The sequence below is a fragment of the Collinsella sp. CLA-ER-H8 genome, assembly GCF_040092335.1.
Lineage (GTDB): Bacteria > Actinomycetota > Coriobacteriia > Coriobacteriales > Coriobacteriaceae > Collinsella.
In genome coordinates, this window is record NZ_JBBNLU010000007.1 from 1 (window position 1) to 14,735 (window position 14,735).

Sequence of the window (14,735 nt, forward strand, 5' to 3'; positions counted from 1 at the left end):
CATCGCGCCGAGAGTACTGCGGGGTCAGCCCGTGGGAGGCCAGGGCGCCGCTGACCGATGGACGGCACCGAGCCGTCGGATGACATGGAGAAGGGGGAGGCCTCGCGGCCTCCCCCTTTTTTGCGTTTACGGGGCGTAAATGACTCAATTACACGAGACGATCTTATCGTTTTTGGTATTGAGCCCTTATTTAAAGAAGATAAATCGAATAACAAGGGCAACTGCTATGGCCACAATGATCAAAAGCAGGATTGTCAGTCGATGCTGCTTGCGTCGTTTACTTGATGAAACGAAGATTGATTTTCCCTGTTTTGGCGTTTCGAGATAGCGAGCCGAATGCGTCAAGGTTTGCTTGGGTCGTGGACCTCTTTGTTGATGAGCGGCGGATGCTTTCAGTGGCTCCTCACTAGCTGTGCTGTTTTTAGATAATGGTGCGTCTTTCAGATATACAGGGTCTCCCGAGGCGACGCCCATATGTTTACGTCCCGTTTGGGCATCCTCGAGCGTTTGATATCGATTTCTCGTCACATATTCGGGCTCCGGATCATTAATGGGCTCTTGCGAGATGTGGGGGCTATGGAACCGTGGCGGCTGCGTAGAAGTATCTTCGCCCTGCGTCGGCATAAACATATTGTTCTGGTTTTGGTCGTCCATGATGCCCTTTAGCTCGTTACCAACAACGTGTACGCGCTCATTGTAAGCCCCCTGTTATTTGTAGCTGCGAACATACTTGTTATTTAAGCTCTGGTTCAAAGAACCTTAACCTTATTAAAACCTGAGTCATACACACTTAGATATGCTTATAGTACTGGACTCAAAAAACTTTATAGTCGATGTATATATAAGCACTGTGTGGGCATATATAAGAGCGTCAAAAGAAGTCCCAGTCACCTAGAAGATGGCTCGGCAGTCCTAAAAGGAGTGGTAAACATGGCAAGCATGGTTCCTTATCGTTCGGTTTTTGGCGTTCGTCCTTCTGCTAGCTCGTTGTTCGATCTGTTTGATGATATGACCGACCTTGCAAACAACTCGATTGCTTCCAAGGCGTTCCCCGTTGACGTTGAGGATAAGGGCGATGGCTATGAGGTCAAGGCTTATCTGACCGGCGTCGCCAAGGACGATATCGATGTCGAGCTTAACGAGGGCCGTCTGTCCATTAGCGTGAATGTCGAGGAAGACGAGGAGAACGAGGGCAAGAACTTCCTGCAGAAGGAGTTCAGCTCGTACAGCGCGACGCGTGGCGTGTATCTTAAGGACGCTTCGAGCGAGGGCCTCTCGGCTAAGTACGCTGACGGCATCCTGACCGTTACGGTTCCCAAGATCGTCGAGAAGAAGAACGTTACGAAGATCTCCATCGAATAACTTCGTTGGTGTTCTTCGCTATTAAAAGACAGCAAAAGGGGCTGGGAAGCGATTCCCGGCCCCTTTTGCTGTTTAGGACAGTCTATTGAATGGTTGCTGGCCGATACTGGCTTGCGGGGCGTATCGAGAGTTTTCGCGATCCTTGGAGAAGGGTGGCGGAGCTGCCGAGCTCGTCATCCAGGGTTGCGGCTAGAGCTTTGGCATAGCTTTTGACGGTAAGGCTCGGACGATTGTTGTCTTGGCTGATATGCATGGCAATGAGCTGTTCGGTGCGATCGGTAACAAGTTCGCGCGCGGCTTCGGCGGCTTGGCCGTTGGAGAGGTGTCCCCTTGTAGACAGGATGCGCTCTTGAAGAAAGCGGGGATATTCTCCCTCGCGCAGCATGGTCACATCGTGGTTGCTTTCGAGCGCGAGGACTCGACAATCTTTGAGGGTGTTCATGGCTTGGCTCGATAGCTCTCCGGTGTCGGTAGCAAAGCCGATGGAATCATCGAGGGTGTCGAATCGAAAGCCGATTGGATTTATGACATCGTGTGATGTTGAGTAGGTTTGCACGTGGATGCCGGCAATGGATAGGGTTTCACCGGGGTCGAATTCCTCGACAGGCAGATGCGAAAGATTTTCTTTGCTCGAAAGTGTGCCCCTGCTGGCAAAGAGGGGACCGTGCCAGTGCTTGCACCAGACATCGAGACCCTTGATGTGATCGCTATGCTCATGAGTAATGAGAAGAGCCGAGACGTTGTCTGCCGAGAGTCCCAGTTCTGCCATGCGCTTTAATGTCTCGCGGCGAGAAAGACCGTCGTCAATCATGATGAGCCCCCGGGGGCCTTCGATGAGCGCGCAGTTGCCTTTTGAGCCGCTGCCAAGGATATGAAGGTGCAGACGAGACATAAGATTCCAAAGGATACAATGGGTGCGGACGAATAGAGGAGGAAGCAAATGCCTACGGTATCACAGCATTACGGACACCATGCCGTGCCCGGGGCAGTCGATGAGACCCGAACGAGGCAGCAGGCTGCTCCTGTCGTGCTCATGGTATCAGGCGGCGCGGACTCGACGGCACTGCTTCTTATGGCGTGCACATCAAAGCTGGATATCCAAGACGGGCGCGGTGTTGCCCCCATTGCTCGCGAGCGCCTGCATGTGCTGCATGTGAACCATCATCTGCGCGGCAAGGCGTCCGATGGCGACGAGGCCTTTGTGCGTGAGCTCTGCGCGAAATATGGTTTACCGCTGTGCGTGGAGCACGCTTATTTTGATGGGGAGTCGGGCAATATTGAGGCCGCGGCCCGCGAGGTGCGCTATGCCGCGGCGCGGAGGTATGTTCGCGAGCTCTGCGCCCAGACGGGGGCACCGCGAACGGCGGCTCGTATCTGCACCGCGCACACGTCTTCGGATCGCGCGGAAACGTTTTTGATGAACGCGATTAAGGGTTCGGGGCCCGCTGGCCTATCGAGCATTCCTCGCCGGAGGAATATCGTGGTGCGTCCCTTGCTCGACCTGACTCACGGCGAGCTGGTGGGCTATCTGCAGGTACATGGTCAGCCGTGGCGTGAAGACGAGAGCAATGAGGATATCTCGTATCTGCGAAACTACGTGCGCCATCGGGTAATGCCAGTGGTGGCACAGCGTAATGCGAGCGTGTGCAAGACGATTGGCGCCGCCTGCGAGATCTTAGGCGATGAGGACGCGTTTTTGTCTCAGCTTTCGGCACAGGCGTTTCGAAGCTGTTTGCGCAAAGAGGCAGCGGGCGCGCTGGTGCTCGATGCCAGGCGCCTTGCTGCGGCCGAGGTGGTAATCGCGCGGCGCATCGTGCGACTGGCGATTAAGCGCATCGATCCGGACGCTCGTCCAGAGATGCGACATGTGGAGCGAGTCCTTTCCTGCGTTGCCGAGGGCGCCGGCTCGGTCACGCTTCCGGCGGGGATTGACGCACGCATTGAGTTTGGCATGCTGGCGTTTAAGGCGCCGGCGGCTCGTGAGGGCCTGGTCGCGGACTGGGTTACCGTACCCGGTCGTTTGCCGTTGGGCGGGGGACGCATGCTGGTCACAGAACCGATGGCCGTTGAGCCGGGATGCGATATCGTGCGCCGCGCCCGTGAGCTTGCGGCTGCCGGGGAAGTGACAGCTTTGGTAGACGCGGCTGCCCTGGGTTTTGCCGACAGCGATAGTGAGCGGATCCTGGCGGGCTCGCGTGGCGAGATCCCTGCCGAGGCGCGATTGGCGCGCCTGTGGGTGGACGGTCCCGCGCCGGGAGACGTGATGTGCCCGTTAGGGATGAGTGGCCGAAGCAAGAAAGTATCCGATTTGCTAGGTGAGGCTCGTATTCCCGTTTCTGAGCGCGCAGGCGTTCCTGTGGTGAGAACGGCTCCGGGAGGTGCCGTGGTATGGGTCGCAGGCGTTCGCACGGACGAGCGTTTTAAATGCACGGCCGCAACGCGCGTGGCGTATCTGCTTCGTGTGGTCGATGCGGAATAGCGTCCCACGCCAGCTATTCTGTGCGACGTTGACGGTATTCCCGCGCTGATGGCGTATGGGCTGGAAAATATATCCCGTGCGCTGCTAGAATGTGAAGTTCGCGTCCATACGGCGGTGTGTGGGCGATAAGCACAAGAAAGGGTTGTCATGGCTTCTCAACATCCGGATATCGAGAAGGTTCTGTTTACGCAGGAGGATATCGACGGCATCGTTTCTCGCCTGGGCGAGGAGATCACTCGCGACTACGCGGGTAAGGATCTGGTGCTGATCGCGGTTCTGCGCGGTGCCGTTGTCTTTATGGGCGACCTGATGCGCAAGATCGAGCTGCCGACCAACATCGATTTCATGGCTGTTTCGAGCTATGGCGACGGTGTGAAGTCTTCGGGCATCGTGCGTATCATTAAGGATCTGGATATCGACATCCGTGGTCGCGACGTGCTGATCGTCGAGGACATTCTGGACTCGGGCCTGACCCTCAAGTACCTGATGAAGAACCTCGAGAGCCGCAAGCCCGCTTCGCTGGAGGTCGCCGCCTTCCTGTGGAAGGACGTTGAGGACCGCACCTCGGCCATCACGCCCAAGTATGTTGGAACCCATTGCCCCGATGCCTTTGTGGTGGGCTACGGCCTCGACTATGCCGAGCGCTATCGTAACCTTCCGTATCTGGGCATTTTGAAACCGGAGGTTTATTCGTAAGATGCCCGACGACCATAACGATAACAATTCCCAGACTCCCCGGGAGCCTAAGATCCCGGGGATGCCCGGAGGCAAGAAGCCCACGCGTACGGGCTGGCTGTATTTTATTTTGGCTTGCGCGCTTCTGGGCTACGCCTTCTTTAACATGGGCTCCGGCTTTGCCAATTCCAGCAATACCGTTAAGCTCGCGACGAGCGAGATGGTGAGCGCCATCAAGCAGGATCGCGTCGAAGATCTGACCTATACGGTTCAAGACGGAAGCGTGACGGGTCATTACTGGAAGACGAAGAAGGACAAGGGCGATACGAGCGAGCTCAAGAGCTTCTCCTCGACCTATGTCGGCTCCGATTCGCTTGCCGAGCTCATGGCGGAGCACCCCGATACCAAGTACATCGTCAACACCAACGATCCCGATTTTTGGGGCGACTTGGCGATGAGTGTGCTTCCGACGATCGCCCTTATCGCCATCATGTTCTACTTTATGCGCCAGATGATGGGCGCCAACAACAGGAACATGCAGTTTGGCAAGACCAACGCCAAGACCAACGAGGCCACACGCCCCAAGGTCAAGTTTGAAGACGTTGCCGGCGTGGACGAGGCAGTCGAGGAGCTCGAGGAGATCCGTGACTTTTTGAGCGATCCGGATCGCTATCGCAAGCTGGGCGCCAAGATCCCGCGTGGCGTGTTGCTGGTTGGCCCTCCGGGCACCGGTAAAACGCTGCTGGCCAAGGCCGTTGCCGGCGAGGCGGGCGTGCCGTTCTTTAGCATCTCGGGTTCCGACTTTGTCGAGATGTTCGTAGGTGTCGGCGCCAGCCGTGTGCGTGACCTCTTTAAGGAGGCCAAGTCCCAGGCCCCGTCGATCATCTTCATCGATGAGATCGATGCCGTGGGACGTCAGCGCGGAGCCGGCTTGGGCGGCGGCCACGACGAGCGCGAGCAGACGCTCAACCAGCTGCTGGTCGAGATGGACGGTTTTGAGGAGAGTGAGTCGGTCATCCTGATCGCTGCGACCAACCGTCCTGACATCCTGGATCCGGCATTGCTGCGTCCCGGCCGTTTTGACCGTCAGGTTACGGTCGACCGTCCGGATGTGAAGGGCCGCGAGCAGATCTTGCGCGTGCATGCCGAGAACAAGCCGATGGACGAGGACGTTAAGTTTGAGAAGCTCGCCCAGATGACCGTTGGCTTTACTGGCGCCGATTTGGCGAACCTGCTCAACGAGTCTGCGCTGCTGGCTGCTCGCCGTCATCGTTCCGTGATCTCGATGGACGAGGTCGAGGAATCGATGGAGCGTGTGATTGCCGGACCGCAGCGCAAGGGTCGCGTGATGACCGAGGCCGAGCGCACCACGATTGCCTACCACGAGAGCGGTCACGCTTTGGTGGGCCACATCCTGGAGCACTCCGATCCGGTCCACAAGATCTCGATCGTCAGCCGCGGTCAGGCTCTGGGCTACACGCTGCAGCTTCCGCAGGAGGACCACTTCCTCAAGACCAAGAACGAGATGCTCGACGAGCTCGCCGTGTTCTTGGGCGGCCGCGTTGCCGAGGAGCTCATGTGCGATGACATCACGTCGGGCGCGAGCAACGATCTGGAGCGCGCAACCAAGATGGCGCGCGAGATGGTCACGCGCTTGGGCATGAGCGAGGAGCTGGGCACGCAGGTCTTTGGCGAGGCGCAGCATCAGGTGTTCCTGGGCCGCGATTATGCCGATCATCAGGATTACTCCGAGGAGACGGCGCGTCGCATTGATATCGAGGTTCAGCGCATCATGCGCGAGGCCCATCGTCGTGCTGTCGAGATCCTGGATACCCGTCGCGATCAGCTCGATCTGATGGCGAAGGTGCTGCTTGAGTGCGAGACCGTCGAAGGCGACGCCGTGAACGCCCTGCTCGACAACGAGTGGGATGCCTACCTTGAGCGCGAGGGCGATATCCTGGCGGCCAAGGAGGAGCGCAATGCCAAGGCGGCCGGCATGCCGACCAAGAAGCGCGCGCCTCGCATGAGCGAGGAGGAGCTGGCGGCTGATGCCGCGGCCTTTGCGCAGGCGGCCATGCAGGAGGATGCCGAAGCCGCATCCGATGATGCTGACGATGACCATGCCGTCGTCGGTGCCGATGTCGACACCGACGCCGACGCCGACAAATAGTCTTTGTGGCGAAAGCCTCCGCGGGGAAACCTGCGGAGGCTTTTTTGAGCGATATGGGGCCGTCTGTTGATTGGGGACAGACTTAAATGAGCGTTTTCACGCATTTAAGTCTGTCCCCAATTAACATTGCTGCGGCACTTTGCTCGGCTAAAGCGTACAATAGCGCCTATGCGAAAGGGGAACAGATGATCAACGAAACTATGTATGCTCGCGGCGCGGAAAGCTCCATCATCCGTGAGATTTTTAGCTATGGCCTTGAGCGCAAGGCGCAGATCGGTGCGGAAAACGTATTCGATTTTTCGCTGGGCAATCCGAGCGTTCCGGCGCCCGCTGCTGTGGCTGAGTCGATTAAGAAGGCCCTGGAGCTGCCGAGCGACCAGCTGCACGGCTACACGCCCGCACCGGGCCTGCCGCAATGTCGTGCCGCTGTGGCCGAATCGCTCAACCGCCGCTTTGGCACGAGCTATGAGGGCAAAGACGTATTTATGACGGTGGGTGCCGCGGCTTCGCTCACCTGCACGCTCAACGCCGTTACGAACCCGGGCGACGAGGTTATTGTTATCGCCCCGTACTTTCCGGAGTATCGCGTTTGGATTGAGAAGGCCGGCTGTACGTGTGTTGAGGCGCTCGCCGATGAAGATACGTTCCAGTTGAGCGTGGACAACGTGCTCAAGGCGATCAGCGATAAGACGGCGGCCGTCATCATCGACTCTCCCAACAATCCGACCGGTGCCGTATATACATGCGACACGCTGACGCGACTGGCCAATGTTCTGCGCGAGGCCAACGCTCAGCGCGATCCCGAGAATCCGATTATGCTCATCTCGGATGAGCCGTACCGCGAGATTGTGTACGGTGCCGAGGTGCCTTGGGTACCCTCGATCTACGAGCACACCATCGTGTGCTACTCGTATTCCAAGTCGCTGTCGCTGCCGGGCGAGCGCGTGGGGTGGATCTTGGTTCCCAACACCAATCCGCAGGCTGCCCGTCTGATGCCGGCTGTTGCGGGTGCTGCCCGTACGCTAGGTTTTGTATGCGCACCGGCACTCTTCCAGCGCGTGATCATCGATTGCATCGATGAGCCGAGCGATGTCGAGGCCTATGCGCGCAACCGCACCGCGCTTACCGACGCACTAGCGGAGTACGGCTACACCTATGTTGAGCCGGATGGCGCGTTCTACCTGTGGGTGAAGGCGCTGGAACCCGATGCGAATGCGTTTTGCGAGCGTGCAAAGAAGTATGAGTTGCTTGCGGTTCCCTCGGACAGTTTTGGTATGCCTGGTTGGTTCCGCCTGGGCTATTGCGTGAGTTACGAAACGATTATCAATTCGCTACCCGCTTGGAAACAGTTGGCGGACGAGTATCGTTAAAAGTAAAGCGCTCTGCCTACACTGTTTTACGTAAAACGGGGTTTGGTGTTAAGCCGGACCCCGTTGTCATGGACGTTGTGTCTTTGGGATGGAGTGGTTTTACGACTATCGAAGGCTATGCGTACAATGAATATAAGCGACGGCCGTGCCAGATAAGGAGACCTGATGCCCTACCTGCTTTCTTGTGACATTCATACCCATACGATGTTCTCTGCGCATGCATATTCGACCATTGAGGAGAATGTGTACTGGGCGGCAGAGCGTGGCCTGCAGGTGCTCGGATCTGCCGACCATCTGAGCTCTATGGTTACGGCTTGCCCCAATGACCTGCGCAGTTACCAGTTCTTTATCAACCAGGATATCTGGCCGCGCATTTGGAGCGGCGTGCTGGTGCTGCGTGGTGCCGAGGCCGATATCGTTTCGCTGGACGGAAGCCTGTTTGGCGAGGACACTCCTGTCACGCTCGATATTGCCGGCGATTCGTACAGCCGTCAGCATTCGCTGTTCGATTTGGTTACGCGTAATTTGGATTATTTGGTTGCAAGCGTGCATAATCCGCAGATTGCTGAGGGCGCGACGCTGGCCCAAACGACCGAGATGTATATCAATGCCTTGGAACACCCCAAGGTGTTCATGCTGGGCCACGCGGGTCGCTCGGGCGTGCCGTTCGATATCGACGAGGTGCTGTTGGCGGCTAAGGCCAAGCACAAGATTATCGAGATCAACAACCATAGTCTTGAACACGGTGTCGACACTGAGCATTGGGCTGTATGCCGCAAGATCGCTGAGCGTTGCGCTGAGCTAGGCGTGGGCATTGGCGTTTCGACCGATGCGCACATTGGCATGGCAATTGGTAAGCTCGATTACGCTCGCAAGATGCTCGACGAGATTCACTTCCCGTTGGATCTGATCGTGACGCGCGATCGCGAGACGCTGCTGCGCGAGATGGCGGCAGCCGGCGTGTGCGACCTGCGCAAGGGGATGTAGCGGAGTTTATAAACCAAGCGAGGGGGGCGGACCGGGCGGGTCGCCCCCTTTCTTGTCCCAAAAATCTACTGAGGTTGGTTAGCGGCGTTCGAGGACCGCTACGGTTTCAACGTGTGCCTCGTCATCTCGGAAATTATTCTCTCCCAGAGAATCAGGCGTCATCGGCGTATACCCATTGGCTACACCAGGAATCTCTTCCCAGAAGAAGCGCACCGGGCACTTGAATGTTACGTTGGCAACCACGCGCTCTTTTCGTGGGTTCTTGTTCGGCAGGATGTGCACCTCGCTCACGGCCTCATGGATGAGGTCGAAGCGCGTCTGCTCGTCCGCACCTTCCAACAGCTCGGGGATGCGGTCAAGCTCTTCCAGAAGCCTGCGCTCTCCGTCCATGCGCTTCTCGGCTGTGGTCATCTTAACTTGCGCTTCCTCCAGCGCGTCGCTTAATCCGGCATCGCGGTCATATAGGTCGTCCAGACGCCTTTGCAGGTCGTTGAACTTGCGCTCGTAGCTCCTGTCGGCGGGGTCGAGCGAGTCAATCTGCGTCATGAGCATGCGCATGCGCTTGTCGTTAGCGGCCTTCTCGCCCTCTATGCGCTCAATATCTTCCTTCAGCTGCTCGATGTCCGTCGCGTCGTCAATACGACGGCGCAGGGCATCCACGAACGCATCTGAACGGGATGCAAGGCTCACGAGCTGTACGACCTCAGCGTCCACGCACTCTTGCGGGTACTGGCTTTTGAACGTGCAGCTGGCACCACGCGCTTTTGTGGTGTGCGGGCAATAATACGCCCACGTTGTCTTTCCCCGCGTGCCGTCCTTCTTGAGCTTCCCGCGGTTGGGCTTGGACGACATCTTGCGACCGCAGACCGGGCAGACGAGAAGCCCGTTGAGCATGTTCACGTGACCGTCGTCGTGTGTCTTCATGTTCGGCTTGCGCGTACCGACAAGGGCCTGAGCCGCCGCCCATGTGGCGTCGTCGATTATCGCATCGTGCTGGCCGTCGTGCATCTCGTAGCCGTCGCTCTTGACCACGTGCGTCTCTCCACGCGTGCCCTCTATCGTCTCGGTACGCCTGCGGCCATAGGCAATCTTTCCGATGTACACCGGGTTGGTAATCATGCGCTGTACCGTTCCGCTGGAGAACGTGTCCATGCATGCGTTACCGCGTGGCTTCTTCTTGATTCCATGGTTGTTCAACCATGTGGCTATCGCCGTCGACCCTTTGTTCTCGTACGCATACATCTCGAAGATGCGGCGCACGACCTTCGCCTCGTCCTCATCGACCTCAAGTTCTTTGAACTTGTTGCCCTTATCGACAAGGCGATACCCGAAGGGCGCTTGCCCTCCGTTCCAGTAGCCTTTACGAGCCTTCTCCTCACGTCCGCTCATGGTCTGGGTGCGGATGTTATCGCGCTCCATCTCGGCGAACACGGCGGCGATGGACAGCATCGCCTTGCCCATGGACGTACCAGAGTCGATGCCGTCCTTCACGCAGCACAGTTCCACGCCGTAGTCTTGGAGCGTCTGAAGGGAGTTCCAAGTGTCGGCGGCGTTGCGCCCGAATCGTGACAGCTTGAACACGAGGACGTAGGCCGGACGCTTGCCTGGCTGCGCCTTGATGATGTCATCCATCATCTGACGGAACTGCGGCCTGCCCTGCACGTTCTTTCCTGAAAAGCCGGCGTCAACGTACTCTCCGAGCACGCGCATGCCGTGATTTTCGGCATATCTTGTCAGCTCGAAGCGCTGAGCGTCTATCGACTCGCCCTTCTCGACTTGCAGCTTGGTCGAGACGCGGATGTACAGGACGCAGGAGAGTGGGCGGGCGGCATCTGACGTTTTGGGGCTTTTTCGTGCCACCTACTTAGCGCCCCTTGCTTGCGCGTCCCTTTCGTCGCGCTCGATAGCGTCCTTCGTGAAGTCGCGCTCGACAATTTCAAATCCAGCTGCGACTGCTGCTTCCACGAGGGCGTCAAGTCGCTCCTCAGTTCCCTCAGACCCTTCTTCGTCGAAAATCAGATTGAGCGTCTCGTCGTCTTCGACAAAGTTATTATCCGGGTCGAAATCATCCAACACGTCGCATGCCTCCGACGGCGTCGGGTATGGAACCAAACCAATCTCATCGTATTCCTCGGTCAGTTCCTTGAGTCTTTTCTCTTCGCCGTGAAAAACTGCGAAGATGTCGTCCTCTTCCATAACGATGGCAGCCGTCGTAAGAGGGTTGCCGGCGGCGTAATCGTCGTAGTTGATGATGGGTTTGTACGCGATACGTTTCTTAGAGTCTGTCATAGTTGTTTCCTCCATATCATGGTTATTTACTGAACACATCAAACGCTATCTCTATGTCTCTGGCAAAGCCTTGATAAGCGATTTCAGCTCATCGTTTTGACGGTCGAGCGTGTCGATGCACTCTTGCAAGTATTTATTCTCCTGTTCGAGGTCGTACACCTTGCGAATAAGGAAAATCAGAAACGGAGCCGGCTTGCGGTCTCCAATCTCCCAATGTTGCAGCGAGCGTATAGGGATTCCAAAATGCTCGCAGAACTCGGAGCGCTTCATACCGTACAGCTCGCGCAAGTGTTTAAGCTCCTCGGCCGGAGCCATGCTGTCTGTGTTCTCATCCATTGAAATCACCCCCATCATGTATATATTATGCGCCCAAACGTGTATTTTATCAATAGCCTGTGGGTGTATATAGGCAATAATAGCGACCTATGGGCGCACGAAAAAGCCCGGCACCTATTCGTACCGGGCTTTCACAAGTCGAGGCCGTAAATCAATTCAATCACCCACGTGCTTGTCCAGTGAAACCTTGAGAGCTTCGAGAGTATCAATAATCACATAGAGCTGTTCCGCCGTGCATGAATCAAGCAGATTCTGTATGTGTTCCGACGCAACCGTCTTGGAAAATCGTGGGGTGTCGTAAAGCAGAGCATCCGTCTGCACCGAAAGAGCCTCCGCGATGTTTACGAGAACCGGAAGGCTCAGCTTGGTGTTCCCGGTCTCGATGTGGCTCATATGCGTTGCAGAGATGCACGCCTTCTCGGCAAGAGCCTCCTGCGACAGACCGCATGCCTTGCGATAGCGGCGTATGCGCTGTCCTATTTCGTAGTATTTCATCCTCTAACCGCCCATACAATTCATCTACTTTTGAATCGTATGGAGAATGTGTGTATAATTTAATAATCTGTATAGGCTATTTTCAGCCCATACACTTCATATTCTTCTGGCCCCGACATATCATTAGACCCGCATCCACTTCGATGCGGCGGGTGAGGCTAAAAATCTTAATCATTTGGAGGTACATAGTATGAAGAAGAGAAGACTTACCGCAGCTGCGGTAGTCACTGCATGCCTGCTTACACTCACACTCGCAGGCTGTGGGGGTACAAACGATGTAAAGAGTGCGAGTGAGCCGCTTGCTGCATCTCAGGCTTTCGGGCAGAAAAGCGTATGGGTGCAGTACAACAAGAATGACGCAATAGAGAAAGACGGAGAAATTGACCGCATTCTTGTCTTTGACGGAAAGGGCAACGTCACCGCATACCAATGCGATGGAGCGACATTCGCAGACTTGAACGGTAAGTCTGACGATGAAATCGTTGAGATGGCAAAGGAGCAAGACAAGAAGGTGTTCGACACAGAACGTAAGGACGCCCTCGACAGTACAGCTCCGGCTATTGAGCACATTCAAAGCGCCTACGATGCTCTGAAAGATGAGTACGACAGCGGCACGTACACGTCCTGGCTTGGCGGAAGCGCACTGTCAGACCTAACCGACGCTGATTTAGAACAGACGAAGTCTATTTACAACCAAACGCTCTCCGAATTGGAAGCTCTACTGAACGCGGCGAAAGACGGTCAGGCCGCAACTAAGTCGGCTACGTATCAGGAACCGAAGGCTCAGCCGTACACGCTTCGCATTGAGACAGACGGCACCGGAAACAACACGCAGAGCGAGACGATATCCTTCGACGCCCCTTCGTATTCCTTCTACAAAGCGCAGTTAGGCCACATGGGAGAGTCAGACTACGAAGAGCAAACCCCTGCCGATGTACTCAATTGGGGTATAAACGTAAGCTATGCCGAAGCCGGAAAGGCAATTCGCAACGAGCGCATCGAGCTTTTTTCTCCTGTCAATAAGCAGACCGTCTACGACACGACATTCGCCGGCTTCAGCGGGCTTGCCACAATAGTCAACGAAAACCACGCCGGCTTCGTGTTAGACACCCCTGACACAAAAGGGATAGAGGTGGACTAAATGGAAAAGGCAATCGAATGGGTTAAAAACCACAAGCCACATACAGCGGCCATCGCAATCGTAGTCGTTGCCGTCATAGCCGTGTCGATTGCCGCAGCATCAGGCGCTTTCACACAGCAAGACAAGACCGCCACCGACGAACAAAAGACCGTCGATGTGACCCTCAGCGTCACGGCCGACCACGGCTGGGACGAGAACTCCACGCCCGCCATCGCCCATATCGAGGGCAACGATGTGGACTTCTACCACGCGGTGACCCCTGATGCCGACGGCAACAAGGGCACTTCCACGGTCGAACTCGCCGAGGGCGACTACACCGTGAGCTTCGTCAGCCCCGTCAACTCCGACGGTTCCGCATTCGACATCTACGACACGGGCGCTCCCGTCGACATCACCGTCGACGCCGACGCGAAGACCGCACCTGCCGTCAACTGCCCTATGGCGCAGATTCCCGCCGACAAGGTCACCGACGATATGCTCGCCGACATCGTCAACAAGACCAAGGACGCCATCAAGAAGGGTGACGAGACCCTGAAGGGCAATGCTGGTACTGGCATCCTCGACAAGCTCGACGGCAACGTCGCCAAGAACCCGAACGCGAGCGACAAGACCAAGCAGGAGGCGACTGACGCCGACAAGGACGTCGACGTCAACGACAAGCCTGCACAGACGACGCCATCTGCCAAGAATGACGACAACGCTAAGGCCGACAGCAACGCTGGTTCCCAGTCTTCCAGCAACGGCTCTTCGAACTCTGGTTCTGCTTCCAGCAAGCCTTCTCAGTCCAGCCAGCCTTCCAAGCCCGCCCATACGCACACTTGGGTGAACCACACGGCTACCCGTAACGTCTGGGTGAGCAACTGGGTTGACGTGCCCGACTATGGCACTCAGCAGGTCGCTGTCGGCACCAAGTTCATCTTCGCTTATGATGGCTACACCACTACCGATATCAACGATGCCGAGGCACATGGTGTGGCACTCATCAAGCAGGGTTTGCCTGAAAACTACCGTAACGAGACTATCTACGAGACCCAGCAGGTTCAGACTGGTTCCCACAAGGAGGACCACGGCTACAACAAGACCGAATCTTACGTGGACTACGTGTATTGCAGTTCGTGTGGTGCTCGCCAGTAACGGGTGGTATAACCATCAGTAACGACGACATCATCACGGCACGTGTCCGTTTCCCGAACAAGGGGAGCATCCGTATAACGGGTGCTCCCCTTTATTTTCACGTGAAAGGCAATAGCAGGTCGCGGTGTTACCGCGGACCATCAAGAGAATCATAAGCGAGGCTTGCCATCGTAAGCACGACTTAACGAACGCAAGCCAACGGTTCCCAAACGACCTGAGAGGCGATTTAAGACCCCGAAATACACGCGTTGGCATTCCCGTACCAACAACCAAATCAAATCGCTTCTAGGCATAAAT

The 14,735-nt window shown here is 56.5% G+C and carries 14 protein-coding genes; 8 read left to right on the forward strand and 6 right to left on the reverse strand.

The window, feature by feature from the left end:
* Nucleotides 1-186: 186 nt before the first annotated feature.
* Nucleotides 187-654: a hypothetical protein gene (locus AAAX72_RS05820; protein WP_349129502.1), complete on the reverse strand. Its 468-nt coding sequence runs from the start codon at nt 652-654 to the stop codon at nt 187-189.
* Between the two features lie 276 nt (nt 655-930).
* Between AAAX72_RS05820 and AAAX72_RS05825 the strand changes: the two genes are divergently transcribed.
* Nucleotides 931-1,362, forward strand: coding sequence for an Hsp20 family protein (locus AAAX72_RS05825; RefSeq protein ID WP_195240017.1), 432 nt, complete (start codon nt 931-933; stop codon nt 1,360-1,362).
* Nucleotides 1,363-1,444: 82 nt separating this feature from the next.
* On the opposite strand, the gene AAAX72_RS05830 is transcribed toward AAAX72_RS05825, so the two are convergent.
* Nucleotides 1,445-2,254: an MBL fold metallo-hydrolase gene (locus AAAX72_RS05830; protein ID WP_349129504.1), complete on the reverse strand. Its 810-nt coding sequence runs from the start codon at nt 2,252-2,254 to the stop codon at nt 1,445-1,447.
* A 48-nt stretch (nt 2,255-2,302) separates the two neighbouring features.
* Here AAAX72_RS05830 and tilS point away from each other — a divergent pair, with 48 nt between their 5' ends.
* The 5 genes from tilS (at nt 2,303) to AAAX72_RS05855 (ending at nt 9,043) form a co-directional block, all read left to right on the forward strand.
* Complete coding sequence (gene tilS, locus AAAX72_RS05835; RefSeq protein ID WP_349129505.1) at nt 2,303-3,841, forward strand: tRNA lysidine(34) synthetase TilS; 1,539 nt, start codon at nt 2,303-2,305, stop codon at nt 3,839-3,841.
* Nucleotides 3,842-3,988: 147 nt separating this feature from the next.
* Nucleotides 3,989-4,537, forward strand: coding sequence for a hypoxanthine phosphoribosyltransferase (gene hpt, locus AAAX72_RS05840; protein WP_006235600.1), 549 nt, complete (start codon nt 3,989-3,991; stop codon nt 4,535-4,537).
* Nucleotide 4,538: 1 nt separating this feature from the next.
* The gene (gene ftsH, locus AAAX72_RS05845; RefSeq protein ID WP_349129506.1) at nt 4,539-6,686 is read left to right on the forward strand and encodes an ATP-dependent zinc metalloprotease FtsH; all 2,148 of its coding nucleotides are present in this window, start codon (nt 4,539-4,541) and stop codon (nt 6,684-6,686) included.
* Nucleotides 6,687-6,871: 185 nt separating this feature from the next.
* Complete coding sequence (locus tag AAAX72_RS05850) at nt 6,872-8,056, forward strand: pyridoxal phosphate-dependent aminotransferase (protein WP_196025543.1); 1,185 nt, start codon at nt 6,872-6,874, stop codon at nt 8,054-8,056.
* A 165-nt stretch (nt 8,057-8,221) separates the two neighbouring features.
* Entirely contained in the window at nt 8,222-9,043 is an 822-nt protein-coding gene (locus tag AAAX72_RS05855; protein WP_349129507.1) for a phosphatase, read from the forward strand.
* A 78-nt stretch (nt 9,044-9,121) separates the two neighbouring features.
* On the opposite strand, the gene AAAX72_RS05860 is transcribed toward AAAX72_RS05855, so the two are convergent.
* From AAAX72_RS05860 to AAAX72_RS05875, 4 genes are all read right to left on the reverse strand, one after another.
* Complete coding sequence (locus AAAX72_RS05860) at nt 9,122-10,903, reverse strand: recombinase family protein (RefSeq protein ID WP_349129509.1); 1,782 nt, start codon at nt 10,901-10,903, stop codon at nt 9,122-9,124.
* Nucleotides 10,904-11,332, reverse strand: coding sequence for a hypothetical protein (locus AAAX72_RS05865; RefSeq protein WP_349129511.1), 429 nt, complete (start codon nt 11,330-11,332; stop codon nt 10,904-10,906). It abuts the gene before it with no gap.
* Nucleotides 11,333-11,383: 51 nt separating this feature from the next.
* Entirely contained in the window at nt 11,384-11,668 is a 285-nt protein-coding gene (locus AAAX72_RS05870; protein ID WP_349129512.1) for a helix-turn-helix domain-containing protein, read from the reverse strand.
* Between the two features lie 156 nt (nt 11,669-11,824).
* The gene (locus AAAX72_RS05875) at nt 11,825-12,163 is read right to left on the reverse strand and encodes a helix-turn-helix transcriptional regulator (RefSeq protein WP_349129513.1); all 339 of its coding nucleotides are present in this window, start codon (nt 12,161-12,163) and stop codon (nt 11,825-11,827) included.
* A gap of 190 nt (nt 12,164-12,353) precedes the next feature.
* On the opposite strand from AAAX72_RS05875, the gene AAAX72_RS05880 reads away from it, so the two are divergent.
* Together AAAX72_RS05880 and AAAX72_RS05885 are read left to right on the forward strand one after the other, a co-directional pair.
* Nucleotides 12,354-13,304: a hypothetical protein gene (locus AAAX72_RS05880; protein WP_349129515.1), complete on the forward strand. Its 951-nt coding sequence runs from the start codon at nt 12,354-12,356 to the stop codon at nt 13,302-13,304.
* A complete protein-coding gene (locus AAAX72_RS05885; protein ID WP_349129516.1) occupies nt 13,305-14,438 on the forward strand; it encodes a hypothetical protein in 1,134 nt (377 codons plus the stop codon). It abuts the gene before it with no gap.
* Nucleotides 14,439-14,735: the final 297 nt, after the last annotated feature.

Coding starts and splice junctions, on each gene's coding strand:
- AAAX72_RS05820 (WP_349129502.1), bottom strand. CDS start 654: ATGGACGACCAAAACCAGAACAATATGTTTATGCCGACGCAGGGCGAA.
- AAAX72_RS05825 (WP_195240017.1), top strand. CDS start 931: ATGGCAAGCATGGTTCCTTATCGTTCGGTTTTTGGCGTTCGTCCTTCT.
- AAAX72_RS05830 (WP_349129504.1), bottom strand. CDS start 2,254: ATGTCTCGTCTGCACCTTCATATCCTTGGCAGCGGCTCAAAAGGCAAC.
- tilS (WP_349129505.1), top strand. CDS start 2,303: ATGCCTACGGTATCACAGCATTACGGACACCATGCCGTGCCCGGGGCA.
- hpt (WP_006235600.1), top strand. CDS start 3,989: ATGGCTTCTCAACATCCGGATATCGAGAAGGTTCTGTTTACGCAGGAG.
- ftsH (WP_349129506.1), top strand. CDS start 4,539: ATGCCCGACGACCATAACGATAACAATTCCCAGACTCCCCGGGAGCCT.
- AAAX72_RS05850 (WP_196025543.1), top strand. CDS start 6,872: ATGATCAACGAAACTATGTATGCTCGCGGCGCGGAAAGCTCCATCATC.
- AAAX72_RS05855 (WP_349129507.1), top strand. CDS start 8,222: ATGCCCTACCTGCTTTCTTGTGACATTCATACCCATACGATGTTCTCT.
- AAAX72_RS05865 (WP_349129511.1), bottom strand. CDS start 11,332: ATGACAGACTCTAAGAAACGTATCGCGTACAAACCCATCATCAACTAC.
- AAAX72_RS05870 (WP_349129512.1), bottom strand. CDS start 11,668: ATGGATGAGAACACAGACAGCATGGCTCCGGCCGAGGAGCTTAAACAC.
- AAAX72_RS05875 (WP_349129513.1), bottom strand. CDS start 12,163: ATGAAATACTACGAAATAGGACAGCGCATACGCCGCTATCGCAAGGCA.
- AAAX72_RS05880 (WP_349129515.1), top strand. CDS start 12,354: ATGAAGAAGAGAAGACTTACCGCAGCTGCGGTAGTCACTGCATGCCTG.
- AAAX72_RS05885 (WP_349129516.1), top strand. CDS start 13,305: ATGGAAAAGGCAATCGAATGGGTTAAAAACCACAAGCCACATACAGCG.